The sequence below is a fragment of the Arthrobacter sp. 01L42 genome, assembly GCF_056400005.1.
On sequence record NZ_JBFTSL010000028.1, the window covers coordinates 24,023 to 50,578 of the forward strand.

25 protein-coding genes are annotated in these 26,556 nt (G+C 67.7%); 14 read left to right on the top strand and 11 right to left on the bottom strand.

What is annotated here, in order from left to right:
- Nucleotides 1-4 precede the first annotated feature (4 nt).
- Entirely contained in the window at nucleotides 5-1,879 is a 1,875-nt protein-coding gene (locus tag AC1DN2_RS19745) for an alpha-glucosidase (protein WP_476851635.1), read from the top strand.
- A 304-nt stretch (nucleotides 1,880-2,183) separates the two neighbouring features.
- Here AC1DN2_RS19745 and AC1DN2_RS19750 read toward each other — a convergent pair whose 3' ends face one another.
- Both AC1DN2_RS19750 and AC1DN2_RS19755 read right to left on the bottom strand, forming a co-directional pair.
- Entirely contained in the window at nucleotides 2,184-2,981 is a 798-nt protein-coding gene (locus tag AC1DN2_RS19750) for an alpha/beta fold hydrolase (protein WP_476851636.1), read from the bottom strand.
- A 201-nt stretch (nucleotides 2,982-3,182) separates the two neighbouring features.
- Nucleotides 3,183-4,106 (bottom strand): pullulanase X25 domain-containing protein, encoded by a 924-nt coding sequence (locus AC1DN2_RS19755; protein ID WP_476851637.1) that lies wholly within the window; start codon nucleotides 4,104-4,106, stop codon nucleotides 3,183-3,185.
- Nucleotides 4,107-4,450: 344 nt separating this feature from the next.
- Between AC1DN2_RS19755 and AC1DN2_RS19760 the strand changes: the two genes are divergently transcribed.
- Nucleotides 4,451-5,278, top strand: a complete 828-nt coding sequence (locus AC1DN2_RS19760; protein WP_476851638.1) for a CPBP family glutamic-type intramembrane protease — start codon at nucleotides 4,451-4,453, stop codon at nucleotides 5,276-5,278.
- A gap of 27 nt (nucleotides 5,279-5,305) precedes the next feature.
- On the opposite strand, the gene AC1DN2_RS19765 is transcribed toward AC1DN2_RS19760, so the two are convergent.
- From AC1DN2_RS19765 to AC1DN2_RS19775, 3 genes are all read right to left on the bottom strand, one after another.
- Nucleotides 5,306-7,036, bottom strand: coding sequence for a SulP family inorganic anion transporter (locus tag AC1DN2_RS19765; RefSeq protein WP_476851639.1), 1,731 nt, complete (start codon nucleotides 7,034-7,036; stop codon nucleotides 5,306-5,308).
- Between the two features lie 227 nt (nucleotides 7,037-7,263).
- Nucleotides 7,264-7,689, bottom strand: a complete 426-nt coding sequence (locus AC1DN2_RS19770; RefSeq protein WP_476851640.1) for a DUF302 domain-containing protein — start codon at nucleotides 7,687-7,689, stop codon at nucleotides 7,264-7,266.
- A 28-nt stretch (nucleotides 7,690-7,717) separates the two neighbouring features.
- Nucleotides 7,718-7,975, bottom strand: a complete 258-nt coding sequence (locus AC1DN2_RS19775) for a metal-sensitive transcriptional regulator (protein WP_476851641.1) — start codon at nucleotides 7,973-7,975, stop codon at nucleotides 7,718-7,720.
- Between the two features lie 190 nt (nucleotides 7,976-8,165).
- Between AC1DN2_RS19775 and AC1DN2_RS19780 the strand changes: the two genes are divergently transcribed.
- Nucleotides 8,166-9,575, top strand: coding sequence for an MBL fold metallo-hydrolase (locus AC1DN2_RS19780; RefSeq protein WP_476851642.1), 1,410 nt, complete (start codon nucleotides 8,166-8,168; stop codon nucleotides 9,573-9,575).
- A 96-nt stretch (nucleotides 9,576-9,671) separates the two neighbouring features.
- Complete coding sequence (locus tag AC1DN2_RS19785; protein ID WP_476851643.1) at nucleotides 9,672-10,976, top strand: MFS transporter; 1,305 nt, start codon at nucleotides 9,672-9,674, stop codon at nucleotides 10,974-10,976.
- On the opposite strand, the gene AC1DN2_RS19790 is transcribed toward AC1DN2_RS19785, so the two are convergent.
- The 4 genes from AC1DN2_RS19790 to AC1DN2_RS19805 all read right to left on the bottom strand — a co-directional run bounded on the left by AC1DN2_RS19790 (nucleotide 10,973) and on the right by AC1DN2_RS19805 (nucleotide 13,780).
- On the bottom strand, nucleotides 10,973-11,416 hold the full coding sequence (locus AC1DN2_RS19790) for a universal stress protein (RefSeq protein ID WP_230007318.1): 444 nt from the start codon (nucleotides 11,414-11,416) through the stop codon (nucleotides 10,973-10,975). The genes AC1DN2_RS19785 and AC1DN2_RS19790 overlap by 4 nt on opposite strands.
- 538 nt (nucleotides 11,417-11,954) lie before the next feature.
- Nucleotides 11,955-12,719: a sulfite exporter TauE/SafE family protein gene (locus AC1DN2_RS19795; RefSeq protein WP_476851644.1), complete on the bottom strand. Its 765-nt coding sequence runs from the start codon at nucleotides 12,717-12,719 to the stop codon at nucleotides 11,955-11,957.
- Complete coding sequence (locus AC1DN2_RS19800) at nucleotides 12,716-13,324, bottom strand: rhodanese-like domain-containing protein (protein ID WP_476851645.1); 609 nt, start codon at nucleotides 13,322-13,324, stop codon at nucleotides 12,716-12,718. The genes AC1DN2_RS19795 and AC1DN2_RS19800 overlap by 4 nt, the downstream gene beginning before the upstream one ends.
- Before the next feature lie 153 nt (nucleotides 13,325-13,477).
- The gene (locus tag AC1DN2_RS19805) at nucleotides 13,478-13,780 is read right to left on the bottom strand and encodes a rhodanese-like domain-containing protein (RefSeq protein ID WP_476851646.1); all 303 of its coding nucleotides are present in this window, start codon (nucleotides 13,778-13,780) and stop codon (nucleotides 13,478-13,480) included.
- 235 nt (nucleotides 13,781-14,015) lie between these two features.
- Here AC1DN2_RS19805 and trxA point away from each other — a divergent pair, with 235 nt between their 5' ends.
- Nucleotides 14,016-14,381, top strand: a complete 366-nt coding sequence (gene trxA / locus AC1DN2_RS19810; RefSeq protein ID WP_230007315.1) for a thioredoxin — start codon at nucleotides 14,016-14,018, stop codon at nucleotides 14,379-14,381.
- A gap of 302 nt (nucleotides 14,382-14,683) precedes the next feature.
- On the top strand, nucleotides 14,684-15,658 hold the full coding sequence (locus tag AC1DN2_RS19815) for an aldo/keto reductase (RefSeq protein WP_476851647.1): 975 nt from the start codon (nucleotides 14,684-14,686) through the stop codon (nucleotides 15,656-15,658).
- An 89-nt stretch (nucleotides 15,659-15,747) separates the two neighbouring features.
- Here AC1DN2_RS19815 and AC1DN2_RS19820 read toward each other — a convergent pair whose 3' ends face one another.
- Complete coding sequence (locus tag AC1DN2_RS19820; protein WP_476851648.1) at nucleotides 15,748-16,809, bottom strand: adenosine deaminase; 1,062 nt, start codon at nucleotides 16,807-16,809, stop codon at nucleotides 15,748-15,750.
- A gap of 48 nt (nucleotides 16,810-16,857) precedes the next feature.
- Between AC1DN2_RS19820 and AC1DN2_RS19825 the strand changes: the two genes are divergently transcribed.
- Together AC1DN2_RS19825 and AC1DN2_RS19830 are read left to right on the top strand one after the other, a co-directional pair.
- Nucleotides 16,858-19,473, top strand: a complete 2,616-nt coding sequence (locus AC1DN2_RS19825; RefSeq protein WP_476851649.1) for an excinuclease ABC subunit UvrA — start codon at nucleotides 16,858-16,860, stop codon at nucleotides 19,471-19,473.
- 294 nt (nucleotides 19,474-19,767) lie between these two features.
- Nucleotides 19,768-20,418 carry a transglycosylase family protein gene (locus AC1DN2_RS19830; RefSeq protein WP_476851650.1) on the top strand — a complete coding sequence of 217 codons (651 nt, stop codon included), beginning with the start codon at nucleotides 19,768-19,770 and terminating at the stop codon, nucleotides 20,416-20,418.
- Nucleotides 20,419-20,536: 118 nt separating this feature from the next.
- Here the strand turns inward: AC1DN2_RS19830 and AC1DN2_RS19835 are convergent, their stop codons facing one another.
- Nucleotides 20,537-21,064: a hypothetical protein gene (locus tag AC1DN2_RS19835; protein ID WP_084476203.1), complete on the bottom strand. Its 528-nt coding sequence runs from the start codon at nucleotides 21,062-21,064 to the stop codon at nucleotides 20,537-20,539.
- A gap of 305 nt (nucleotides 21,065-21,369) precedes the next feature.
- Here AC1DN2_RS19835 and AC1DN2_RS19840 point away from each other — a divergent pair, with 305 nt between their 5' ends.
- The 6 genes from AC1DN2_RS19840 to AC1DN2_RS19865 all read left to right on the top strand — a co-directional run.
- A complete protein-coding gene (locus tag AC1DN2_RS19840; protein WP_230008990.1) occupies nucleotides 21,370-22,266 on the top strand; it encodes an MSMEG_6728 family protein in 897 nt (298 codons plus the stop codon).
- Between the two features lie 127 nt (nucleotides 22,267-22,393).
- Nucleotides 22,394-23,341, top strand: a complete 948-nt coding sequence (locus tag AC1DN2_RS19845) for an SDR family oxidoreductase (RefSeq protein ID WP_476851651.1) — start codon at nucleotides 22,394-22,396, stop codon at nucleotides 23,339-23,341.
- 37 nt (nucleotides 23,342-23,378) lie between these two features.
- Nucleotides 23,379-23,768 carry a DUF1622 domain-containing protein gene (locus AC1DN2_RS19850; protein WP_476851652.1) on the top strand — a complete coding sequence of 130 codons (390 nt, stop codon included), beginning with the start codon at nucleotides 23,379-23,381 and terminating at the stop codon, nucleotides 23,766-23,768.
- Nucleotides 23,769-23,808: 40 nt separating this feature from the next.
- Nucleotides 23,809-24,597, top strand: coding sequence for an isocitrate lyase/PEP mutase family protein (locus AC1DN2_RS19855; RefSeq protein WP_476851653.1), 789 nt, complete (start codon nucleotides 23,809-23,811; stop codon nucleotides 24,595-24,597).
- A gap of 172 nt (nucleotides 24,598-24,769) precedes the next feature.
- Nucleotides 24,770-25,459: a YqjF family protein gene (locus AC1DN2_RS19860; protein ID WP_476851655.1), complete on the top strand. Its 690-nt coding sequence runs from the start codon at nucleotides 24,770-24,772 to the stop codon at nucleotides 25,457-25,459.
- Between the two features lie 108 nt (nucleotides 25,460-25,567).
- On the top strand, nucleotides 25,568-26,556 hold a 989-nt coding region (locus AC1DN2_RS19865), incomplete at its 3' end, for a DUF222 domain-containing protein (protein WP_476851654.1).

Here is a 26,556-nt window from a genome sequence, read left to right on the forward strand (position 1 = left end):
CCCCATGACGGTCGAAGAAGCCCCCACGGAAACACCCAAGGCGACTGCCGGCGACTGGTTCCAACGCGCCGTCGTCTATCAGATCTATCCGCGCAGCTTTGCCGACTCCAACGGCGACGGCATCGGCGACCTCCGCGGAATCATCGGCAGGCTGGACTACCTCCAGCGCCTGGGGGTCGACGTCGTCTGGCTCTCCCCGATCTACACCTCCCCGCAGGACGACAACGGCTACGACATCAGCGACTACCGGAACGTGGACCCGCTGTTCGGTACCCTCGAGGAGCTCCGGGAACTGACCGACGGGCTGCACGCGCGCGGCATGAAGCTGGTGATGGACCTGGTGGTCAACCACACCTCGGACGAGCACCCCTGGTTCGTGGAATCCCGGTCCTCGAAGGAGAACCCGAAGCGCGACTGGTACTGGTGGCGGCCGCCGCGGGACGTCGACGCCGGCGCCTCCCCGCGGCGCAAGGCGGCGGAGCCGACCAACTGGGGCTCGGCGTTCTCCGGGCCCGCGTGGGAGTTCGACCAGGCCACCGGGGAGTACTACCTGCACATCTTTTCGAAGAAGCAGCCGGACCTGAATTGGGAGAATCCGGAGGTCCGCGCCGCGGTCTACGAGATGATGAACTGGTGGCTGGACCGGGGCGTGGACGGGTTCCGGATGGACGTCATCAACTTCATCTCCAAGGACACCTCGCTCCCGGACGGCCCGGTGGCCGACGGCAAGCTCTTTGGTGACGGCTCCCCGTTCTACATCGACGGCCCCCGCATGCACGAGTTCCTGCAAGAGATGCACCGGGAAGTCTTCGCGAAGCGCACCGGCGAACTGCTCACCGTCGGCGAAATGCCCGGCGTGACCGTGGACGACGCCATCCTGTACACCGACCCCGCCCGGGCCGAGGTGGACATGGTGTTCCAGTTCGAGCACGTGGCGCTGGACCAGGAGGACGGCGACAAGTGGCGGCCCAAGAAACTCCTGCTCACCGAGCTGAAGCGGACCCTGGGCCGCTGGCAGGACGGGCTGGCCGAGACGGGCTGGAACAGCCTGTACTGGGGCAACCACGACCAGGCCCGCGCCGTGTCCCGCTTCGGCGACGACAGCCCCCGATACCGCGAGCTCTCCGCCAAAATGCTGGCCGGCGTCCTGCACCTGCACCGCGGCACGCCCTACGTCTACCAGGGTGAAGAACTGGGCATGACCAACATGACGTTCGGCGCGATCAGCGATTACCGCGACATCGAGGTCCTCAACCACCACCGCGAAGCCACCACGCACCTGGGCCACACCGACGCCGAGGTCCTCGCCGCCCTCGCGCCGCTGAACCGGGACAACGCGCGGACCCCAGTCCAGTGGGACGCCTCCCGGCATGCCGGCTTCACCACCGGGGCACCCTGGATCGCGGTGAACCCGAATGCCAACCACATCAACGCCGCCGCCCAGGTGGATGATCCGGATTCGGTCTACAGCTTCTACCGCCAGGTGATAGCGCTGCGGCATGCAGAACCGGTGGTCTCGCACGGGAACTTCACCATGCTGCTGCCGGATGACCCGCACGTCTATGCGTTCACCCGGGCCCTGACCGGTTCAGATGTTTCCTCCGGCAGTCCCTCAGACAGTCAGTCGGACGGCGCCGGGATTCCGGAGCTGCTGGTGCTGGGCAACTTCTCCGGCGAGGTGCGCGACGCGGACCTCGGGGACGAGGCCTGGGCTGACGCGGAACTGGTCCTGGGCAACTATCCGTCCGACGCCGACGCCTCCGACGGCGGCTCTGCCGTGGGTTCAGCCGCGGGTGCGGTGCGGGAGGGCCTTTCCGCGGGCGCGGTGCGCCTGCGGCCCTGGGAACTGCAGGTGTTGCGCCGGCGCCGCGGCGCCTGATCGACGATCCCGAACGCCAGCCCACGAAAGGAAGCCACGCATGACTATTCCACCACCCCCCGGGCCCGATCCGTTTCCGCCAGAACCCGGCCCCACGACGCCGCCGCCGGAGCCCGGAGACCCATTTCCGCCGGAACCCGGTCCGGTCACGCCACCGCCGGTTCCGGGGCCCGAGCCGGTACCCGGTCCCGCGCCCACTCCGTCACCGGAACCGGGTCCGTTCCCGACGCCGCCCGGCCCCCTCCCGATTCCGGATCCCGGCCCGGTGCCGCCGCGGCCGGACCCGACCCGGTTCTAGCGGGCGTCACCGCGCGGAGAGTCCGTGCAGGAACCGGCGCACCTCCGCGTTGAAGGCAGCCGGCGCTTCGACGGCCGCCATGTGCCCGACGTCGGGAATCATCACCAGCGTCGCGCCAGGGATCCGCCGGTTCATCTCGCGGGCCACGCTCTGCGGCGAGCGAACGTCGTCCGTGCCGTACAGCAGCAGGGTGGGCACCGCGATGGTGGGCAGCACATCGCGGTAGTCGGCGTGGGCGTTCGCGTTCAGCAGTGCCCGCATGCCGCCCGGGTGGAAGTCGGCCATGATGGCGCTGGTTTCCTGCACCGCCGCCGGATCAGCTTGTTCCGTGAACAGCGTGGGCAGCCATACGGGGATGAATTGTTCCGCCGGCTGATCGAGTTCGGCGAGCACCTGCGCATAGCGGCGCTCGACTTCCTCGGGCGGCAACGATCCGGCCCAACCGGCGTACGCCGAGACCAGCAGCAGCGACGCGGGCACTGACGGGTGTGCCCGGTAGAGCTCCAACGCAATGCCGGAGCCCATGGACAGCCCGAGGACGTGCGGCCGGCCGGGAACCGCTTCCCGCAAAAAACCTGCCAGGGCGTCGCCCAGGTCCTGTCCGGTGAAGTCCGGCGGCGGATCGTCCGAGCCGCCGCACCCCGGTGCATCCCAGGCGAAAACCGTGAAGTCAGCCGACAAATCCTCGAGCTGCCGCCGCCAGATGCGGCTGTCTTCGTAGGCGCCGTGCAGCAGGACCAGCGGCGGACCCTGGCCCGCACGCCGGTACCGGATGCGCAGGCCCGCAACCTCGACGGTCTCCATGAGGCAATGCTAGGCCGGGCCGCCGCCGCCCGGCAGGGTCAGGTGGGGCAGACCCTGCCTTGGCGGACTCAGGGGGCAGGGTCAGGCGGGGCAGGGTCAGGATGCGCAAACCCGTCCGAGGCGCGCAAATGACCCTGCGAACACCCGATTTCGGGTGTCGCAGGGTCATTTGCGCGTCGGCAGGACGGTTGCGCGTCGGTGCTACGGCTGGACGATGTCCCGGGTGCGGTGATCGTACTGGATGACCAGGAGGCCGCCGCCGTGGTGGACTTCGTGGTTGGGTCCGTCGAAGACGCCAAATGCACCGTAGTTTTCGTCCCAGGACCGGTTCAGGGCGATCTTGAAGGAGTAGAAGCCGGCGGGAATGTCCGCGGCGATCTTCCAGAGCTGATCCACCTGGTCCAGTTCCATCTGGACTTCGTCGTACTGCGGCGCCCAGTTGGCGGGCGCGCCCAGCAGAATGCTGAAGTCGCCGGCAACCGCGACGGCGTCCGGCTGGTCGATGGTGTCGACGCTGACAGCAGAGGCTGCCGCCGGGGCTTCCGCCGGAGCTGCCGCGGGCTGTGCGGCCTTCGCTGCGGGCTTGCGCTTGCGCACCGCCTTGGCCACGGGGGCCACGGCCTCCTCGATGAGCTTGGCGGCCTTGCCGGCCACCTTGGATGTGGTCGACGGCGCTTCCTCAGCCGTGGCGGCCGGCGCCGTTTCTGCCTTTGCTGCTGTCTTTGCTGCCTTCTCCGGCTTCGCCGGCTTTCCCGCGGGAGCAGTCGGCAGCGGGGTGCCCGCCGGAACGGGAGTGCCGGCGTCGATCGCTGTCGCGAAGATGGCAGGCTCGGCGAAAGCCACCGTGGCGCGCTGGCCGTCGTCGGTGATGGACCAACCGGAGCGGCCCTTAACCAGCCAGCCGGCCTTGACCAGCTTGGCCGTGGCGGTGGTCAGCGTCTTGTGGCCGCGGGGAATGCCGCCACTGAGGAGTTCGCGTTCGTGGTCGTTGAGCGGCACCCGTGCGATTGCCTCGCCCAGCACGGCTCCGGCGTTCAGCTTCTCGCCCGTCCATACCTCCTCTGCCAGAACATCCAGCACGGCCTTAAGCCGAAGGTTGGTGTTTTCCGCGGTGTTCGCGCCCATGGGTCTCCTTTAGAAGCAATTGATCCACCTGCATTTTGCCAAGGAAACCATGGTTTTTGCGAGCGGATCCGGTTAACTCTGTGTGTCGTGACCCACTATGACAGGGCTGGGCGGGGGGCGCGAGGGACCAACTCGGCCCTACCCGCGAGTAGAAAACAACGCGGGGTCACTTATGGCCCATCAAAGCGCCTCGGACCGGCCGTAAGTGACCCCGCGTTGTTCTAGTGATGCCAGCGGAACGCCGGCTGCGGTCCGCGGAGGGTGCCCGTTTCGGCATTGCTGGATTCGGGGGCGCCCGCGGGCGGACAATGAGCCGTATCCGTCCCTGCTCCCCAGGAGCCGTCATGCCGCGTTTCAAGGTCTGGCTGCAGCGTCACCGCCTCCCGGCGTTCTTTGTCCTGGCGTTCGCGATCTCCTGGTGCTCCTGGCCGCTCTATGCGGCCGGGCTGATGCCGCAGTTCGAATTCCTGCCGATCGGTCCGCTGGCTGCGGCCCTGATGGTCATTGGGCTCGCCGAGGGCAGGGCCGGCTTCCGGGCGTGGGGCCGGCGGCTCATCCGGTGGCGGGTGGGCTGGGTCTGGTACGCCGTGGCCCTCCTCCTCCCGCCGTTGATGGCCTTGGTCACCGGATTCGCGAACATGGCACTCGGCGCCCCTGCACCGGGGCTGGCCCAGGTGACGTGGTCCGGGCTCCTGGCCGTTTTTGCCGTGCGTCTGGTCAATCCGCTGGACGGACCTCTGGGAGAGGAACCCGGTTTCCGCGGGTATGCCCTGCCGCTGCTCCAGGCGAGGTGGGCGCCGCTGCGGTCCGCGGCACTCCTGGGCGTTGTGGTGGCCCTCTGGCACGTTCCACTGGTCGTGTTCGGGCAGCTCAGCCTGATCGGGCTGCCCACCACCTTCGCCATCACCTTCCTCTACGTGTGGCTGTTCAACCGCACCGGCGGAAGCGTGCTGCTCACATACCTCTTCCACGACAGTCAAGGCACGTTTACGGTGGGTTCCTTCGGTTTCTCCGGTGCCGAGGCTGGCCGGGCGGAACTGATCTACTTCGCCGTCGTGGTTCTGGCAGTCCTGACCACAGTGGTCCTGGACCGGGGTGCATGGCGTGCGGCGCCTGCCTCCGCCGTCGACTCCGTGCTGCTCACTTCAGGGTCAGATCGTATTCACCGCTAAGGAGGAACCACGTCTGCTCCCCTGCCGTCACTCTTCGGCGCTCCATTGGGCACCGGTCTGGGCCATGTAGGCGGCGACCGCTGCCTCGGTGGTGGGATAGAAATGCTCCGGCTCGATTTCGCGGGTCAATCCGTACTTTTCGATCTTCTCCCGGGTCCTGTGCTTGACCTCGGCGAACACCAGGGAGATACCCTGCGCGTTCAGTTCGACATCCAGATCGAGCAAGACGTCCGCGGCGGTGGTGTCCACGTCCGTGATCGGCTCGGCCGCGATGACGATCCACCGCGGTTTGGGTTCCGTCCGGGCCAGGTGCCGGATGTTGTCGCGGAACGGCCGGACGTTGGCGAAGAACAACGGGGCGTCCCACCGGTAGATCACCAGGCCGGGCAGGTGCTTCGCATCCGGGTGGACGCGGATGTCGTGAAACCCCTCATAGCCGGGCACCCGCCCGATCACGGTCTCGTACGGCCACCACGCCCGGCGGAAGATGTTCAGGATGGACAGCCCCACCGCAATGCCGATGCCGGGCAGGACGCCCAGGAACGCGACCCCAAGGAAGGCGGCCATGCACAGGTAGAACTCGGTGCGCCTCTGGTGCCAGAGCCGAACCGTTCCGGGAATGTCGGCGAGGGAGATCGACGCCGTCATCACCACGGCCGCCAGTGCCGGCTGTGGCAGGTTCCGGAACAGCCCCGGCAAAAACACCAGCATGAGGAGAATCAGCACGGCGCCCGTCACGCCCGTGAGCTGCGACTTCGAGCCGGAACGTTCAGCGACGGCGGTCCGGGATCCGCTGGTGCTGACCGGGAAGCCCTGGAAGAGGCCCGCGGCCAGGTTCGCGGCACCGATCCCGATCATCTCCTGGTTGCCGCGGATTTCCTGCCCGGTGCGTGCGGCGAACGCCGTCGACGTCGAGATCGTGTCCGTCAAGGACACCAGCGCAATACCGAGGGCCCCGGCGAACATCAGCCCGAGGTCCGCGAAGTCCACCTGGGGAATGGTGAACGGCGGGAATCCCCGCGGGAGTTCCCCGACCAGCGAGACGCCCTTTGCGGCCAGATCGAAGACCGCCGTGGCCGCGATCGCGGCGACCACCATGACGAGTACCGCCGGGACCTTGGGCAGCCACCGCTGCAGAACCAGTATCAGCACAATCCCGCCGATGCCGACCGCCGCCGCGGCGACCACTGTCTCGCCATTGGCCACGCCCTCGACGAATCCGACCAGGTCGCCAATGAAGTTTTCGCTTTCGATCTTGAACCCGAAGAGCTTCGGGAGCTGGCCCACCAGGATGGTGATCGCGAGACCATTCATGTAGCCGATCATCGTCGGCTTGGAGATGAGGTCGGCGATGAAGCCGAGCTTGGCCACGGACGCCAAGACCATGATGGCGCCGACCATGAGGGCAAGCATCGACGCGAGCGCGATCGCCTTCTGCGGGTCGCCGTCGGACGCGACAAGGGGCAGGACCGTCGCGGCGATCATGGGCCCGAGGGCAGAGTCGGGCCCCAGGACCAGGATGCGGGACGGGCCGAAGACCGCGTAGGCGAGCAGGCAGAGGATGCTCGTGTACAGCCCGGTGATCGGCGGCAGCCCCGCCAGCTCGGCATAGGCCATGCCCTGCGGAACGAGCAACGTCGTCAGGACAACCCCGGCGACGATGTCCTTGCCGAACCAGTCCTTATGGTACGTAGCCACGGCATTGAGTCCGGGCGCCGCCTGGCGCAGCCAGCCCTTGCGCTCGCGGGTCTTCGTCATATCTGCACTCTGCCGCCCGCCCCCGCCCCGCGCATCCCCCGGCAAGGGTGAGCCGGGGCCAGCCGTGGCGGCGTCTACTGACAACGCGGGCGTGCACGCACAACTCATCTACCCTCGGATCCCCCCGGAACAACTCCAGAGGCTGACATCCAAACGGTAGTGTTGATGACTCAGCACCGGCCGGCGGCCCGGCCGGGCATCTTGATGCCGTCGAGGCGTCGGGTGCTTCAGTTCCCCGGGATTTCTGCGCCGCTGAGTGTGCGCAGAGCTGCCCGGAGCCGGGTGTCGGCGTCGTTGGCGACGTCGCGGACGGCCGGGCTGTTGCTGAGCTTGACCATGGTTTGCGGGTCGATGGCCTGGATGGTGGTCTCGGCGGCGTCCTTGCCCCGGCGGACGACGACGTTGCAGGGCAGCAGCGCGCCCATGTCCGGTTCTGCGGAGAGTGCCCGACTGGCCAGGGCCGGGTTGCAGGCGCCCAGGATCATGTAGTCGCCGAGCTCCTCGGCGGCACCGGCGCCGAGTTTGGCCTCAAACGTGGCTCGGACGTCGATCTCCGAGAGAATGCCGAAGCCTTGTCCGGCGAGGGCCTCGCGGGTGCGCTGCACAGCCTCTTCCCAGGTCAGCGGGACCGTGACGGTATGCGTATAGCTCATGGCTGCTCCTGCGGTAATAGTGGCGGCATCAGGCAAGGGACAGGAAGAGCTTTTCCAGATCCTTGGTATCCATGCTCGTGTCCCCGCGGAGAAGGCACTGCTCGAGGCCGGTCGCGATGATGGCGAAGCCTGCCCGGTCCAAAGCCTTCGAGACAGCGGCGAGCTGGGTGACGATGTCCTTGCAGTCCTTCCCCTCCTCGAGCATGCGCGTGACGCCGGCGAGCTGTCCCTGGGCGCGCTTGAGCCGGTTGATGATCGGGGTGAGTTCGGTCGAATCAAGTTCCATGGCGGGCTCCAAAGGTGGGCGGTACTTTGCCAATTGTATACCCCGGCGGGTATAACGGCCAGCAGTGGGAAGCCGGCAGCCAGCCTGCCGCATGCCGGTTGCAAGATACCCCCAGGGGTATTATCGTTGTGGGTAGACCGACGGAGAATCCCCTCCCGGAAACTCCCCCCGCCCAGCGAAAGAGAGCCCCATGCTTATCGAGCGTATTTACGACGAAGACCTCGCCCAGGCCAGCTATTTCATTGGCTGCCAGGCCAAGGGTGAGGCGGTCGTTGTTGACCCGCGCCGCGACATCGCCGTGTACCGCTCCCTGGCCGCGGCCAACGGGATGAAGATCGTGGCCGTCACCGAGACCCACATCCACGCGGACTTCCTGTCCGGCACCCGCGAACTCGCCGCCGCGACCGGCGCCACCGCCTACGTCTCCGGCGAGGGCGGGGACGACTGGCAGTACGGCTTCCAGGCCGAACGCCTCAACGACGACGACGTGATCACCCTGGGCAACATCACCGTCAAGGCCCTGCACACTCCGGGCCACACCCCGGAACACCTGTCCTTTCTGATCACCGACGGCGCGTTCGCCGACACCCCCGGCTATCTGCTCTCCGGTGACTTTGTCTTCTCCGGGGACCTGGGGCGCCCGGACCTGCTGGACGAGGCCGCGGGCGGCATCGACACCCGCTTCGCCGGCGCCAAGCAGCTGTTCGCCAGCCTGCGCGATAAGTTCCTGACCCTGCCCGACCACGTCCAGGTGCACCCCGGCCACGGGGCCGGCAGCGCCTGCGGCAAGGCCCTCGGCGCCATCCCCTCCAGCACGGTCGGCTACGAACGGCTCTACGCCTGGTGGGGACCCTACCTGGCCGCCAACGACGAGGAGGGCTTCATCGCCGAGCTCCTCGACGGCCAGCCCGACGCGCACGCCTACTTCGGCCGGATGAAGCGCGAGAACCGGGAGGGCCCAGCAGTGATGGGCAAACGCGCCCCCCTGAGCGAACTCGCCACCGAAACTGTTGCCCAGGGCCTCGCCGCTGACGCCATGACGTTCGTGGACACCCGCTCGAACGCCGAAGTCCACGAAGGCACCGTCACCGGTTCCCTGAACATCCCCTTCGGCAAGTCCACCGCCAGTTTCGGCGCCTGGGTGGTCAACCCCGAAACCGACAAGAACCCGCTCGTACTCCTGGCCCCCAGCCAGGCCGCCGCGCAGGAAATGTGGGACCACCTGGTCCGCGTCGGCATCGACGACGTCGCCGGCTACGTCACAGGCCTCGAAGGCCTCCCCGCCAGCACCCCCAAGCTCATCCAGCCTGAAGAACTGGATGGCTTTGAGGCCGCGATGGTCCTGGACGTCCGCAACCGCACCGAACACGCCGCAGGACACATCCCCGGCTCCCACCAGCTCAGCGGCGGCCGCGTGATGTGGAACCTGGACCAGCTCCCCTCCGAAGGCACCATCGCGTCCTACTGCCAGAGCGGGGTCCGGAACTCCGTCGCGGCCAGCGCCCTGCGCCGGGCCGGCTACGACGTCGTCGAACTCGACGGCAGCTACGCCGGATGGGCCGCCTGGCAGCAGGCTCGGGAATCTGTTTCCAGCAACTGATCGCGGCACGACCCGAAGTAATTAATTGACAGCGTTGGCGGCGGCCGGGACACCCGGCCGCCGTCGACGCATGTCCCGGACAACTGGAGTTCAGAGATGACGCCCGGCAACACCCCGTCACCGCAAGGCCGCGCAGTCCGGCGGGAACGCCCACAGCGCACCGGCATCACCCTGGGCCTGCGTCAGAACCTGGCCCAGTTCATACTCCTGGTCGCCGTCAATGCCCTAGTCGGCGGCACCCTCGGCCAGGAACGCACCGTGCTGCCGCTGCTGGCGGACCAGGTCTTCCACCTTGACCTCTACACGTCCGCCCTGACCTATATCGTGGCCTTCGGACTCGCCAAGGCCGGCACCAATTACTTCGCCGGCACGCTCTCGGACCGTTACGGCCGAAAACCCGTCCTTGTGACCGGCTGGCTCATCGCCATCCCCGTGCCGCTACTGCTGATCTTCGGAACCTCCTGGGGCTGGATCGTTGCCGCCAACGTGATCCTCGGCATCAGCCAGGGCCTCACCTGGTCCACCACTGTGGTCATGAAGATGGACCTCGTCGGACCCTCCCGGCGCGGCCTGGCGATGGGCCTGAACGAGGCTGCCGGCTACCTCGGCGTCGCCGGGACCGCTCTGGCCACCGGCTACATCGCCACCAACTACGGGCTCCGCCCTGGGCCGTTCCTGCTCGGCGCCGCCTACATCGCCTTGGGACTGGGCCTGTCCGTTCTGGCCGTGAAGGAAACCCGAGGCTACGCCAGAGTGGAGGCCGCCAACCACACGGCCGCCCACGCTGCCGCCCACGGGGAACTAAGCAACCGGGAGATCTTTACCCTCACCAGTTTCCGGGACAAGTCCCTGTCCTCGGTCAGCCAGGCCGGCATGGTCAACAACCTCAACGACGGCCTCGCCTGGGGCCTGTTTCCGCTCCTTTTTGCCGCCGCCGGGCTGAGCATCGAGAAGATCGGCATCCTGGCCGCCGTCTACCCTGCCGTCTGGGGCGCCGCGCAGCTCGTCACCGGAGCCATGTCGGACAAATACGGCCGTAAAAGGCTGATCGTCGGGGGCATGCTAGTCCAGGCCGTAGCGCTCGGCATCGTTGCCCTCGGCACCGGCTTCGGGGTCTGGTTCGCCGCCGCCGCTCTCCTCGGTCTCGGAACAGCCATGGTCTACCCCACCCTACTCGCCGCCATCGGCGACGTCGCCCATCCGCAGTGGCGCGCACGCTCGGTGGGAATCTACCGGCTCTGGCGCGACGGCGGCTTCGCCGTCGGCGCCCTGCTCTCCGGCATTCTCGCGGACGCCTACGGCATCCCCGCTGCCGTCGCCGTCGTCGCGGCGCTCACCGCGTTGTCGGGAATCCTCGTGGCCGTCCGGATGCGCGGCACCGACCACAAACCTGCAATCTAAGGAACCGCCCTGGCACCGGTACGGACCACCAGCACAGGACAATGGGCATGGTGCACCGCATGGCTCGATACCGACCCCAGTCGCATTTCGGCGAAGCCGCCACGACCCCGCGATCCGACCACCAGGAGATCGGCCCCGGCCGCAGCCTTCAGGAGCACCTCCGCGGTATGCCCCTCCTTCACTTCACCGGTGACCGCAACACCGGACCCGGATGCCCGCCGCAGCGCATCAGCGTGCACATTCCGGGCGTTGTCGCCGAAGGCTTCATGGTCCTCAGCCTTGCCAGCGGCATCCCCGAGGAGGGGGTAGTGCCATGCTGTGACAACGTGAACCTGCCCGGCTCTCAGCCGGGCTTCCTGAAGGGCCCATTCCAGAGCTGCCAGTGACGAGTCCGACCCGTCGACCCCAACAACAACCCGGAAGACCGCCTCTGCCGCCATCGAGCCTCCCGCTACGCGTCTGCCTGGCACAACGTCGTGCCGCACGGCCCACGATCCTCCCGCTGCGCAGTGGAATCAAGGGGATAACTCGGCTGGAACCGGACGCGGTGGCGATGCTGCGCCCAGACCGTTGGCGGCCTCAAAACACTCCCTCGAAGGCTGCCTTGGCGCCGGCCCGCGGGGCTGCCGCTCTATCTCGCGGTGAAGTCTTCATCCGCACAAATACCCTAGGGGGTATACTGATGAGACTATCCACTTATGCAAGGGAGCAACCAGATGTGCCGTGCGGTGACATGTAAGAAATGCCAGAAGACCACATGGGCAGGCTGCGGCCAGCACGTCGACCAGGTCATGCGCGGGGTTCCGAGCTCCCAGCGTTGCCGCGGGCACGAGCAGGAAAAGTCGACCGGCAAGGGCTTCTTCGCGAAGCTGTTCGGGCGGTAGGTGGACCCTGCCGGCGCCCAAGCACAGGCGTTGAGGAAGGGAAAGCGCCGGAGGACATGTCCTCCGGCGCTTTTTTCACGTTCCCTGGCGCCCCTCAGGACAGGAGCGCCTGCACAGCGACGTAGGCGGCGATCACCAGCACCAGGATTCCAAAGCCACGCTTGAGGACCCTGTCCGGGATGCCGGTGCCGATCCGCCCTGCCGCGAGTGAGGCGGCCATCGCGGTGACGGCGAAGGCCGCCGTGACGGCCCAGTCGATCTGCAGATCACCCAGGTGGGCGGCGAAGCCGGCGGCCGAGTTGATCACGATGATCACGAGGGAAGTTCCAACGGTCAGCGCCATCGGGAGTCCGAGAGCCAGGGTGAGTGCCGGGACGATCAGGAAGCCGCCCCCGACGCCGAGCAGACCGGTCAGGAACCCGACGACGGCGCCGGTAGCGATTGCCTTGGGCAGGCAGCTGCGCCAGTTGACGCCGCCGCCGGGCAGCGCGCAGGCGCCGCCGACGGATGTCGACGGCATCAGCATCCGGATGCCGGCGAAGACCATGATCGCGGCAAAAGCCAGCAGCAGGACCTTCGGGTCCAGCAACCTGTTGACCATCGCGCCGAGGTAGGCCGTCACGGTGCCTGCGGCGCCGATGATCAGCGCCAGTCTCCAGTTCACCCCGTTCCGCAGCCGGGGCAGCACCGCGACGGCGGAGGATGCGCCGACGACGACCAGCGACGTCGGGATCGCCGCCGCAAGCGGCAGCCCCACGCCATAGACCAGGGCGGGCACGGCGAGGATGGATCCGCCGCCTCCGACCAGGCCCAGCAGGCCACCGACGATCAGCCCGAACGCCGCCGCGGAAATGATCATGCCTTCGCGTCCAGGCTCTTCAGGGCCTGGTGCGCGGTGGGCTCGTTCGCGGAGCGGTTCCACGGCATCTTGGAGAGCATCTGACCCATGGCACAGCTGTTAGTGGCCGCGGAGAACGTCAGGCCGGCACCGATGCCGCCGGCAATTAGGCCTAGTTTGGGCGAGATGAACTTGCTGCCGAGCATGCCGGCAAGGACAAGGGAGCCGGCGGTCATCCGGACCTGGCGTTCCAGGGCCCAGGTGCCACGGCCGCGGACGACGTTCCCGCCGGCGGCCGCGTAGGCGGGGACCCCGCCAGACAGAACGCTGGCACTGGCCAGGCCTACGGCGTCCAGGTGCTTGCGGGCCTGCTCGGCCCGGTTACCGGATTGGCAGACGAGGACCACGCGGGTACCCATCTTGGCCGCGAATTCTTCCGCGTGTTCGCTGAGCATGGACAGCGGCACATGGTACGAGCCATTGATGTGCATGGCATCGAACTCTGCGCCGCTGCGCACATCAATGACCATGAGATCGTCGTGGTTATCTTCCCAGGCCTTCAGGGTCGAGGCATCGATTGACTTGGGAGCGCTAAGAACAGGGGTGGTCGTATTCAAGGAATTCATGATCTCTTTCGGTATTTCTTGGAGCATTTCTTGTGGCGGCCCGCTACTACGCAACGCCCTCCACCGCCCGGTTCGCCACGTCAGGGACACGGTCCGGGCAAATGGAAGCCCGGGCGGCGCTTGGGGGCGCGCCGCCCGGGCAGTCTGGTGGGGTCAGGCGGTCGGGAATCCCGCGGCAGTCCAATCAAGCATTCCGCCGGGCACGGTGTAAGCCGTGTAGCCTGCGGCCGCCAGCTGGTCAGCGGCTGCCGCACTGCGGCGTCCGCTGCGGCACACGGCGATGACCGGACGGGACTTGTCCAGGTCGCTGAGGCGGCCGGCCAGTTCGCCCAGGGCAATGTGCGTGGCACCGGGGATCATGCCTTCGGCGATTTCAGCGGGTTCGCGCACATCCACGATCTGGGCATCGCTGCCGGTCTTGAGCTGTTCCGCGAGCTGCTGCGGGGTGATTTCCATGTGCTGGACCTTTCGGTAGGACTGGCCTGTTGAGCGGCAAAATGTTGAGCGGCAAAATACGGGACCAGGGGTTGCCCGGGAAAGACCCGCGCCGGCGTAGGTCAGGCGCAGGAAAAGTGTGCGGATATCCTCCCGGGCGGCCATCTTTCCCTCTCCATCATGATACCCCCTGGGGTATAAATGCAAACCCGGTGCCGCGCTTGCTGATATACCCCAGGGGGTATAATATTTTGCCATGGCAACCATCGACATTTCCGAGAAAACCTTCAACGACACCATCACCGGCAACGGCATCGTGCTGGTGGACTTTTGGGCAGCCTGGTGCGGCCCGTGCCGGATGTTCGCCCCCACGTTCAGCAAGGCGTCCGACAACCACACGGACGTCGTCTTCGCGAAGGTGGACACGGAGGCCGAGCCCGGCCTCTCCGCCGCCGCCCGCATCACCTCCATCCCCACCCTGATGGCCTTTAGGGACGGGATCCTCGTCTTCTCGCAGCCCGGGGCAATGAACGCGGCCGGGCTGGAACAGCTCATCACCGCCATCAAGGACCTGGATATGGACGAGGTCCGGGCGAAGATGGCAGCCGCCCCGGCGTCGTAGGGATCAAGCGGCCCCCAGCCATTGCCTGGGCGATCGCCCTCGCATGCTCGTACTGACGATCCGCGGGTCCGGAAGTCTGCAGCCGTTCTGGCTGGGTCGGATGGCATACGCCGTTTTCGCTCCCGGGCCGGACCGGCATTACGCGAGCCATTGAGCACCGAGCCAAAGCGGGCCTCCCGTTGTGTCCCCGGGCCGATGGGCCTAAAGTTGCGGTCTGCCCACTGCGCGCCCGCCCGCCGCTGAACATGCGCCGGATCAGGTGCCGGACAGGGCGTCCAACCGTTCCCGTTGAGGAGATATCTATGGAAACCCGCACACTCGGTTCACTCACCGTCTCAGCCCTGGGATTGGGCTGCATGGGCATGAGCGAGTTCTACGGCCACGGCGAGGACAACGAGTCCATCGCCACCATCAAGGCGTTTCTCGACGCCGGCGGAAGCCTGCTCGACACCGCTGACATGTATGGCCCTTTCACCAATGAGGAGCTTGTGGGCCGGGCCATCGCGGGCCGGCGCGACGACGTCGTCCTGGCCACCAAATTCGGCAACGAACGGCGGCCCGACGGATCCTGGGTGGGCATCAACGGCTCCCCCGACTACGTGCGCGCCGCTTGCGATGCCAGCCTGCAGCGGCTGGGCGTGGACCACATCGACCTGTACTACCAGCACCGGGTGGACAAGACCGTCCCGATCGAGGAAACCGTCGGGGCCATGGCTGAGCTGGTCCAGTCCGGCAAGGTCCGGCACCTTGGCCTGTCCGAGGCCAGCGCCGACACCGTGCGCCGGGCCCACGCGGTGCACCCCATCACCGCCCTGCAGACCGAATACTCGCTGTGGGAGCGCGAGCCGGAGACCAAGGTCTTCCCTGTCCTCGCCGAGCTCGGCATTGGTTTTGTGCCCTACAGCCCGCTGGGCCGTGGATTCCTGACCGGCCAGTTCCGCAGCCCCGAGGACTTTGCCGCAGACGATTTCCGCCGGCACTCCCCGCGCTTCCAGGGCGAGAACTTTGACCGCAACCTGCAGCTCGTGGACCGGGTCAAGGAGTTGGCGGACGCGAAGGGCTGCACCCCGGGGCAGCTGGCACTGGCCTGGCTGCTGGCCCAGGGCGAGCACATCGTTCCCATCCCCGGCACCAAGAAGGTCAACCGGCTGCGGGAGAACCTGGGCGCTGCCGACGTCGAACTCTCCGCCGAGGACCTGGCCCGCCTGGACGAACTGGCTCCGGCCGGGGTGGCAGCCGGAGCGCGGTACCCGCACATGGACTCGATCGACGTCTAAACCGGCCGTTCGACAGCCAACGCGGGGTCACTTACGGCCCGTCCGGGGCCTCCGGATGGGCCGTAAGTGACCCCGCGTTGCTTGGGTGGTTAGTGTCCGGACGCGGCGAGCTCGGCCAGCAGCTCGGCCTTGCGCTCCTCGCTCGCGAAGGAGGACCGGATCGAGTTCGCGGCCATCCGGACGCAGTCGAACTCGGACAGGCCGATCACCGATTTCAGCTGCGCGAAGTTGTCGTCCACGTACCCGCCGAAATACGCCGGGTCATCCGAGTTCACGCAGACGTTCAGCCCCGCCGCGAGCATCGCCGGCAGCGGGTGCCCGGTCAGGGCGTCCACCGCGCGGAGCCTGACGTTGGACAGCGGGCACACGGTCAGCGGCATGAGCTCGTCCACCAGCCGTTCCACGAGCTCCGGGTCCTCCATGCAGCGGATGCCGTGATCGATCCGCTCCACGTCGAGGAGGTCCAGCGCGTCGATGATGTACGACGGCGGGCCCTCCTCGCCGGCGTGCGCGATCCGGTGCAGCCCGGCGTCCTTGGCCCGGGCGAAGAGCCGCTCGAATTTGGCCGGCGGGTTGCCCACCTCGGCGGAATCGAGCCCGATGCCGGCGATCGGGGCGCCCATGGCGAGCAGCTGCTCCAGCACCTCGAGAGCGGAGTCCTCGGTGAGGTCGCGCAGGAAGGCCGCGATCAGGAGGGTGGAGATGCCGAACTCTTCGCGGGATCCGGCCAGCACCGAGGCCACGCCGTTGACGCACGTCTCCAGCGGTATCCCGCGGGACAGGTGGGCCTGCGGGTCCAGCATGATCTCCGCGTGCCGGACCCCGGCGAGCGCCGCCCGGGCCAGGTAGGCGCGGGTCATGTCGGCGAAGTCCTGCTCCGTCTGCAGCACGGCCATGTTGGCGTAGTACAGGTCCAAAAAGGACTGCAGGTCAGTGAATTCGTAGCGCGAACGCAACTCGTCCAGGTCCGCATAGGGCAGTGCGATCCCGTTGCGTTCGGCCAGCGCGAAGATCAGCTCCGGTTCCAGCGTTCCCTCGATATGCAGGTGCAGCTCGGCGACCGGGAGCGGGAGCGGTTCGCCCGCCTCCGGCTCTTCCGGTTCTTCCGGCTGTTCCGCTGTCAACTGGGCATCGCCGTCGTGTGTTTCCATCCGGTAAGGATATGCCCGGCGCTCCCCGGAGCGGATAGAGTCGAACCAATGCAAAGTAAACAGCATGCTTCCCATTTGCCGCGCCCGGCCGGCCGGGACCTCATTCCTGATCTCGCTCCAGGCAATCCGACGGACGGTTTTGTCCGGGTGCGCGGCGCCCGTGAGAACAACCTGCGCAACGTGGACGTGGACGTGCCCCGCGACGCAATTGTCGCCTTCACCGGCGTCTCCGGCTCGGGCAAGTCCTCCCTCGCGTTCGGCACCATCTATGCCGAGGCGCAGCGCCGCTACTTCGAATCCGTGGCCCCCTACGCCCGCCGGCTCATCCAGCAGGGCCACAACCCCAAGGTGGAAATGATCACCGGGCTGCCGCCCGCCGTCGCGCTCCAGCAGCGCCGCGGGACGCCGAGTTCGCGCTCCACGGTGGGCACCCTCACCACGCTGTCCAACTCTTTGCGCATGCTCTTCTCCCGCGCCGGCAGCTATCCGGACGGCGCCGGCCCGCTGGACTCGGACGCTTTTTCGCCGAACACGGCCGCCGGCGCGTGCCCGGAGTGCCACGGCCTGGGGATCGCGCACACCGTCACCGAGTCCTCCCTGGTCCCGGACACTTCGCTGAGCATCCGCGACGGCGCCATCGCCGCCTGGCCCGGGGCCTGGCAGGGCAAGAACCTGCGCGACATCCTCACCCACCTGGGCCACGACGTCGACACCCCCTGGCGGAAGCTGCCCAAAAAGGACCGCGACTGGATCCTGTTCACCGAGGAACAACCCGTGGTGGAGGTGACGCCCCAGCGCGACCGCGTGGCCAAGCCGTACAAGGGCCGGTTCTGGAGCGCCAGGAGCTATGTGCTGCATACGCTCGCCGATTCCAAGAGCACCACAATGCGCGAGAAGGTGCTGCGCTTCATGGAAACCGGCCCGTGCCCGGTCTGCAGCGGCAGCGGCCTGACCCCGGCCGCGCTCGCCGTCACCTTCGCCGGGCACACCATCGCCGAGCTCAACGCCGTCCCCATGACCGAACTGGCGGACATCATCCGCCCCACCACCGAACTCACGGAGGCCGGCACCGCCTCCCGGAAGCAGTCCTCCGGCGAGGGCAACGAGGTGGCCGTCGCCATCACCCGCGACCTCCTGCAGCGCGTCACGGTGCTGCTGGACCTCGGCCTGGGCTACCTGGCGCTGGGCAGGTCCACGCCCACGCTCTCCCCCGGGGAAATGCAACGGCTCCGGATCGCCACCCAGCTCCGCTCCGGGCTGTTCGGCGTGATCTACGTGCTGGACGAGCCCTCCGCCGGACTGCACCCCGCCGACGCCGAGCCCCTCCTCGCAGTCCTGGACCAGCTCAAGTCCTCCGGCAACTCGGTGTTCGTGGTGGAACACAACATGGACATCGTCCGCCGCGCCGACTGGCTGGTGGATGTCGGTCCCCGCGCCGGTGAAGGCGGTGGCGAGGTGCTTTACAGCGGCCCCGTGGCCGGCCTCGCCGCGGTGGACGCGTCCGTGACCCGGCCGTTCCTGTTCCCGGACGGTTCGGCGGATTCGGGCGACGGCGGCGTCCGCCACAGCGCGGACGACGGCGCCCGTTCCGCCGCCAGCGGTACCCGGCGGGAAGCTGCCGGCTGGCTGGAACTGCGCGGCATCAGCCGCCACAACCTGCGCGAACTCGACGCCGACTTCCCGCTCGGCGTGCTGACCGCGGTCACGGGCGTCTCCGGCTCCGGCAAGTCCACGCTGGTCAGCCAGGTCCTGGCCGAGGTGGTCGGCGCCAGGCTGCACCCGGAGCCAGACGCTGCCAAGACCCCCGAGGACCTGGAGGCCGACGCCGGTGAGTCCACCGGGCCGCTCTGTGTCGGACCGGTCTCAGGCCTCGACCAGCTGGACCGGCTCGTCAAGGTGGACCAGAAACCGATCGGCCGCACTCCGCGCTCCAACCTCGCCACCTACACCGGCCTCTTCGACGCGGTCCGCAAGGAGTTCGCGGCCACGGACGAGGCCAGGGCGCGGGGCTTTGGTGCCGGCCGCTTCTCCTTCAACGTTGCCGGCGGCCGCTGCGAGACCTGCCAGGGCGAGGGCTTCGTCGCCGTCGAACTGCTGTTCCTGCCCGGCAGCTACGGCCCCTGCCCCGAGTGCCATGGCACGCGCTACAACCCGGAAACCCTTGAGGTGACGTACCAGGGCAAAAACGTGGCGGAGGTGCTGGGCCTGACGGTCAATGCCGCCGCAGAGTTCCTCGAAGGGGTACCGGCAGCGGCGCGCAGCCTGCAAACACTGCGCGAGGTGGGCCTGGGCTATCTCCGCCTCGGCCAGCCGGCAACCGAGCTCTCCGGCGGCGAGGCCCAGCGCATCAAACTCGCCACCGAACTGCAGCGTGCCCAGCGCGGCCACTCCCTCTACCTGCTGGACGAGCCCACCACCGGCCTGCACCCGGCCGACGTCCAGCTCCTCATGGCCCAACTGCACCGGCTCGTGGACGCCGGCAACACCGTCATCGTGGTGGAACACGACATGGATGTGGTGGCCGCAGCGGACTGGGTGATCGACCTCGGCCCGGCCGGTGGCGACGCGGGCGGCGAGATCGTGGCGATCGGGACCCCGGCCGCCGTCGCGGGCTCCACGGCGAGCCGGACGGCTCCGTACCTGGCCGCAATGCTCGGAAGCTGATCCACGCGGGCCGCGGGCGTCGGCGTCACTGCGGGCCGGGGCGCGGGCGTCGGCGTCGATGCGGGCCGGATGATAACGGCAGAAGCAGGGAAAGTAACGTCTTGATAACGGCACGGGGCTGACTTAGCCTAGTGTCCATGCCCGGCAACCGGGTATTGCATGCCCGGTGCTACCACCACCAGATACTGCCCGACCGGTAGACACCGCTATGACCTCTATTGTCAGGGGCGGGCAGTGGCGTAAAAACGTCCGGGGACGGACCGAGCGCTGGTGGGCCTCAGGAGCATCTAAACCATGAAGAAATCAACCTATGGCACTGCCGCGCGCCGCGGCGTCACTTTTGCGGCCGTCTCAATTGCAGGCGTCGCCCTGTCCGCCTCGGCCGCGAACGCGGCCGTACCGGCCACAGCCCCCGCCTCCACGTGGGACTCACTGGCCCAATGCGAAAGTGGCGGGAACTGGGCCACCAACACAGGAAACGGATACGCGGGCGGGCTGCAATTCAGCGCCAGCACGTGGGCTGCCCATGGCGGCACGGGATCTCCGGCCAATGCCAGCCGTGCGCAACAGATCGCCGTCGCCGAGAAAGTGCAGGCCAGCCAGGGCTGGGGCGCGTGGCCAGCCTGCGCCGCCAAGCTGGGACTGCGCGGCGGCGCCGCGGCGCCGCAGAGTGCGGCCACGTCACAGCGGCCCGCCGCGATTCCCGTCGCAGCCAAGGCTCCCGCCAGATACGCCCCTAAAACAGCCGTGCCGGCACCCCGCCACGTTGCACCGGTGTCCCTAAGCGGCCAGACCTACACCATCCGGAGCGGCGAAACCCTGAGCACGATCGCCGGGAAGCTCAACATCGCCGGAGGCTGGCACGCGCTGGCCGACGCCAACACGGCGACCATCAGCAACCCCCATCTGGTGTTCCCGGGCCAAATGCTGCAGCTGCCCGCATAGGGCGGTTACAGCACTTGGCGTACAGCACGACACACAGCACGACGCCGGAGCGATCCCGCAAGGGGAGGCTCCGGCGTCGTGGTGCTTCAGTGAGCTGTGCGGACTCAGACGTGCGGGCTCAGGCGGCCTGTGGGATTTCGCGGATAATCCGCACTTTCCAGGCGGCGTCGTCGCTCGTGTCCAGCAGGGCCACTGTGCCCATGGCCAGATGCAGCGCTACCCGTTTCGCGGCGAGGAGCTCAAGGTAAAGGCTTTCGTTCATCCGGGCCGGGGCGTCAATGACGTACTTCACGGCGTCGCGGACTTTGCGGTAGTTGGCGCTCCGCTCCCGGTGAAGGTGCAATTCCAGCATCCGGCGCTGCTTGATCCTGGGCTCGTGGCGGTTCAGCCAGGACACCGCGGCGTGGACGGCTACCACCAGGGTCAGTGAGATGACGTAGATCTCCCAGCCGCTCGAGAGCAGGAACAGGGGCAGGTTGGCGATCGCCACCGCGGCGATGAAGAGGCGGAGGGCCACCAGGCGCCGCATGGTGAGGGCCACGCCGGCCATAGCCGCGCGGAATCCGCGCTGCTCGTCGCGGGCGGCAACCGGATCCAGCGTGAATTCCTCCAGCACCACTATCCCGTGGGCGTCGGGGCTGAGCATTTGTCCGTACCTGGGCACGAACGGCGCCGGTGCCACCCTTACTGTTGGTGGCTCTGCTGTAAAAGGCAAGGCAGTAATGGGCTCCGCTGACTTAGGCTCTGCTAGAGATGGTTCTGCTGAATAGGGCTCTGCTTGATAAGGCTCTGCTTGATAAGGCATGGGCGTGTCTTCCGTGGCGGCGGGAGTGGTTCATGTTATTTTAGCCGCTCTCCAGCACGCCTGTCTGCCCTGTTCCGTCATGTGAGCACCCTCACCGCCGCGCGCCAGCAATTGGCGCATTTGGTCCGTGGCCTCAAACTGGAGAGATGCAGACTTTCCTCCCCTTCCCTGATTTCCAGCAGAGCGCCGCGGTTTTGGACCGTGTGCGGCTCGGCAAGCAGCGCGTCGAAGCGCTGCAGATCCTGCGTGCGCTGGTGATCCCGGAGTACGGCTGGCAGTCGCACCCGGCGATCAGGATGTGGATGGGGTACGTTCCTGCGCTGACCATGTACGGCCTGGCCATAGTGGATGAATGGACGGCCCGCGGCGGCGAGGACACCATGCGCGAGAAAATCATGGAGTTCGCCCCGCAGGCGGCCCACCCCGACTACGCCGCCAAGATCCCGATGCCGCCATGGCTTGGCAATGCGGATTTCCACCTCAGCCACCGGTCCCGGTTGATCGCCAAGGATCCGCGGTTCTACACAGAGGTATTCCCCGGCACGGACCCGGACCTGGAGTACATCTGGCCCGAACCGAAGCACGAGCTGGTGCCCGAGGATCCAGCCGGGGACCGCATGTGGGTCCTGCGCCTGCCCCTGGGCGACACCGAGCCCGCACAGCTGAAAACTGTCAGCCTGCCGCCTGTTGGCCGCAGCAAGGTCCCCGCGGACGACGACTACCAGTTCGTTTACGCCGACTCAGGCTCGCGCCGTCCCAGCAAGGTGCGCAAGCTGCCCCCGAAGCAGCTCGTCAAGAAGCCCACCCGCAAGCGCCAGCAGCAGGAGGAGGCGTTCACCACCCTGCCCGGCAACTCCGTGGTTGCCATCCCGGTCAACGACGGCGCCGCCTTCGCCGTCGGCAAGGTCCTGGGCCGTCCGATCACGGTTGATGGCCAATTCGCACGCAACTTCCAGGTCGACGAGATCGTGGACCGCTCCGCCTTCGATTACCCTGCCCTGATGCAGGATCCGCGGGCGTTCTTCCCGATCCCGGCGAGGTAGCAAAGGGCCGCACTGAACGACGCCGGGCGGCCCCGGGCGTCGGGTCGGATACTTCAGCCGCAATTGGAGGTTCAAGATTTTCTCAAGCCTGTCCGTGGCGCTTCCCGAAGGCTGGCAGACTGGCTTCATGACTGTTCTGCTGGCCGGTTGCGGCGATCTTGGCACCGAGGCCGGGCTGCGTTTCGCGGCGGCTGGCCACCGCGTGGTGGGGTGGCGCCGCTCGCCGGAGAAACTCCCTGCCGCCATCGAGGGAGTCGCCGCTGACCTGGGCTCCGCTGAGCTGCCGCCCATCCCGGCGGACACCACCGCCGTCGTCGTCGCGATTGCCGCGGATTCCCCGACTGAGGAGGCGTACCGTGCCGCCTACGTGGACGGGCTGTCGAACGTCCTGGACGCGGTCCTCGCCTCCGGGGCAAACGTCCGCCGGGTCCTGTTTGTGTCTTCGACCGCCGTCTACGGAGATGCCGGCGGCGGCTGGATTGATGAACGCACGACGCCGGAACCCGGCGGGTTCTCGGGCCGCATCATCCGCGAAGCAGAGGAACTCCTCCACGGCCGCCTGCGCGGCACCGGCATCACCCCCGTAGTGCTGCGGCTCGGTGGAATCTACGGCCCCGGCCGGACGCGATTGATCGACCAGGTACGCGGCGGAACCGCGGTCATTCCTGCTGTTTCGCGTTTCACCAACCGGATCCACCGCGACGACGCCGCCGCCGCGATCGTCCATCTGTGCACCATGGGCACGGTTCCGGCGGCGGTCTATCTGGGCGTGGACAATGAACCGGCCGAACTCGGCGACGTGCTGGAATTCCTGGCCGCGGAACTGGGACTCCCTGCGCCGACGGCAGAGTCCACTGGTGCAGCGGCGGGCGGCACCACCGGCACATCGGCGTCGGGCGGCACCACCGGCACATCGGCGTCGGGCGGCAAAGCGGCGGGCGGCGAACCCTCCCGGGGCGGAAATAAGCGGGCCAGCAACGGGCTGCTCCGCAGCACCGGTTTCGAGTTTCAATACCCCAGTTTCCGAGAAGGCTACCGAGCCGTTCTCGCGGGTATCGGCGCCCGGCACCCCTAAAGTTTGAATCTCACCGCCCACTTCTCTGAGGGGAACCATGGATTTTCAGCACATTATCGAGTCGGTCGGGGGCTTCATGGACTTCGCCGGTGTGGCCGTCATGGTGGTCGGCGCCCTCGTCTCTATCCCCTTGGCGCTGCGCGGATTCCAGCCGGAACGCCAGCCGGCGGGCTCCGCACCGCTCTCCGTGTACCGCTCGTACCGGCAACTGCTGGGCCGCTCCATCCTCCTCGGGCTCGAGCTGCTCGTCGCGGCCGACATCATCCGTTCGGTCGCCGTCGCGCCGACCTTCGAGGGCGTCGGCGTGCTGGCCATAATTGTGCTCATCCGGACCTTCCTGAGCTTCTCGCTCGAGCTGGAAATCACCGGACGCTGGCCCTGGCAGACTCAGCGCGAGGGATCACCTGACTCTTCCGCGGCAGGCTGAAACCCTTCCGGCTGGCACGGTGCCCCGCTAGGCTCGCGGCATGACAGACCACGCGCGTTCCCGTGCCTCCAAAGCCACCGAGCTGCTCCATCTCCACCACGCACCGGAAATTCTCCAACTCGTCAACGTCTGGGACGCGATCACCGCGAAGGTGGTTGCCGGCGTTCCGGGGACCAAGGCATTGGCCACGGCCAGCCACTCCATCGCTGCGTCGCGCGGGTACGAAGACGGCGAGAACATCCCGGTGGACGAAATGATCGCCGCCGTCGGGGTGATTGCCGCCGCCACGTCGCTGCCCGTCAGTGCTGATCTCGAAGCGGGCTACGGCAATCCCGGCGAAACTGTTCGCAAGGCGATTGGCGTCGGCGCTGTCGGAGCCAACATCGAGGACCAGATGCGCCCGCTCGCCGACGCCGTTGAACAGATGAGCGCTGTAATCCGCGCCGCCGAGGCCGAGGGCATCGACTTCGTCCTCAACGCCCGCACCGACGCCTTCTTGAAGGGCAAGGACCGGGACCCTTCTGCGGTGCTTGCGGACGCCATTGAGCGCGGCCGGGCCTTCCTCGACGTCGGTGCGACCGCGGTGTTCGTGCCGGGCCTGCTGGACGAGCCGACTGTCACCGCGTTGGTGGAAGGCATTGGGTGGAACAAGATCTCGGTCATCAATGTGCCCGGATCCTTGGCACCGGCCAAATTGCAGGAACTTGGCGTGGCGCGCATTTCCTACGGCCCGTGGACCCAGCGCGTGGCGCTGACAGCGTTGGCCGATGCGACGGCGGCAGTATTGGCCGGTGGAGCCCTTCCGGAGGGCACCCGGGCATTGAACTGACCCTGCTTCCGCGAACCTTTGCCGATGCCAAGTGACTCCGCCGGCCGACCGATTCTCATGGTGCCGACTGGCTCGTACACTGCTGACCGAAGACCCTGCCGACTGAAGGGAGCTGATCCGATTGGGCGTTGATCTGTGGCCGGCTGCACCCGAGCTTCCGGCGCCAATCATCATGGACCAGCGTTGGCTGGATGCCGTCTTCCTGCACTGGCGCATTCCTGAGGCAGTGGCGGCGCGGTTCATGCCACCGGGCGTCGCGCCGGATGTGTTCGACGGGTCCGCGTGGGTGGGGCTAATCGGCTTTCGTATGCAGGGTGCCGGAGTTGGTCGCGGTCCCGGCATCCCCTATTTCGGAAGCTTCAACGAGATCAACGTACGCCTCTACTCCCGCGAGCCGGACGGCACCCGCGGTGTCGTTTTCCGCAGCCTCGATGCCTCACGCTTGGCGGTGGTGCTGGCCGCGCGGGCGGCCGGGATACCTTATGTGTGGTCGCGGGCGAGCTACGTGGGTGCCGATGGATTTACCGGATCGGCGTCGGCTGGGTATTCCGTGCGACGCTTTCGAGGCGGCACCCGGAGCGATTTCTCGGTCGTCCCAGAGCCCGACGTCGCAGCCACCGACGCGCTGTCGATCCACCTCACGGCGCGGTTCGGTCTGCATTCACGGTTCAGGGGCAGGACCATCTATGTGCCCAACACGCACAGTGCATGGCCGCTGTACCGCGCGCAGCTGTTCGGCCTTGAGGACCAACTCGTGCGCGCCGCGGGAATCGAAGTGGCCGGGCCACCCGAATCCGTACTTTTCTCGCCCGGAGTTCACACGCAGTTTGGCCGCCCACGGGTCCTGCACAGCACGATGTGAAACCTGCCTGATCGCCCGTCGATCCGTGGGCAGGTGGCGCCGCGGTCTGAGAGTGATCACGCACGGTGCCCTCCTAAAATTGTCGGAGCCCTCAAATAGACTCGAGCCATGGAAGCCGTCAGGGATTTCATCAGGGATTTCACCGCCTGCGGGGACGAGGCGGAGGGCACGGACCGGGGTGCAGCCCCGGTCGGGCAATCCGGTATGGACGCCGCCCTGGCCGCGCTGCGGGCGGTGGGTTCGACGGCCGCGGAGGATGCGGGGTCGTGGGGCTTCCGGGCCGCGTCGGACTTCGCCGGCGGCGTGGAGGAAGTCTCCCGCGCGGTGGAGTATCTGCAGCTCGTCGCGGCGGCCGCCGTGGACCGGACCAGGAAGCAGTCCGCGGCCGCGGCCGCGGGGGTCGCGGCGGGGGCGGTCACCGGGTGGACCACCGGCTGGCGTGAGAGCGGCGGCGGGTGGCAGACCGGCGCACCCGGAACCGCGGAACCCGCCGGCGCCTCCTTGGCCTCGGCTCCCGCGGGCAGGTCTGTTGCGGCGGCGCCCGCCGGCACCCCCGGAACGGGTGAGCCGGCCGCGCCGGAATCGGTGCTGGATGACGGGTACCGGAACACGGTGGAGTTCCTGCGGGCGCGGCTGCGGATCAGCGCCGCGGAGGCCAGGCGCCGGCTCTGCCTGGCCGACACGCTGCTGCCCCGGCAGGGACTCGCCGGCCGGCCCATCCCGCCCGTGCACCCGGAGCTCGGAGCCGCCGTCGCGGCCGGCGAGGTCGCCTCCCGCGCCGCGACCGTCATCACGCTCGCCCTGGACCGGGTCCGGCACAGCTGCCTCCCGGAGGCCGTCGCGGCGATGGAGCACGCCCTGACCCGCACCGCGGCCGAGAACGACGCCGACTTCCTGGCCCGGGTCAGCCGCAGCTGGGCCGAGGCACTGGACCAGGACGGCGCCGAACCCTCCGAGGAACTGCTCCGCCAGCTCCAGGGCGCCTTCCTCCGCAAACCCCGGCACGGCCTGCAGCACCTGGAAATCTTCGCCACCACGGACCAGTTCGAACACCTGATCACCGTGATGAACACCGCCACCAACCCCCGCACCGGCCC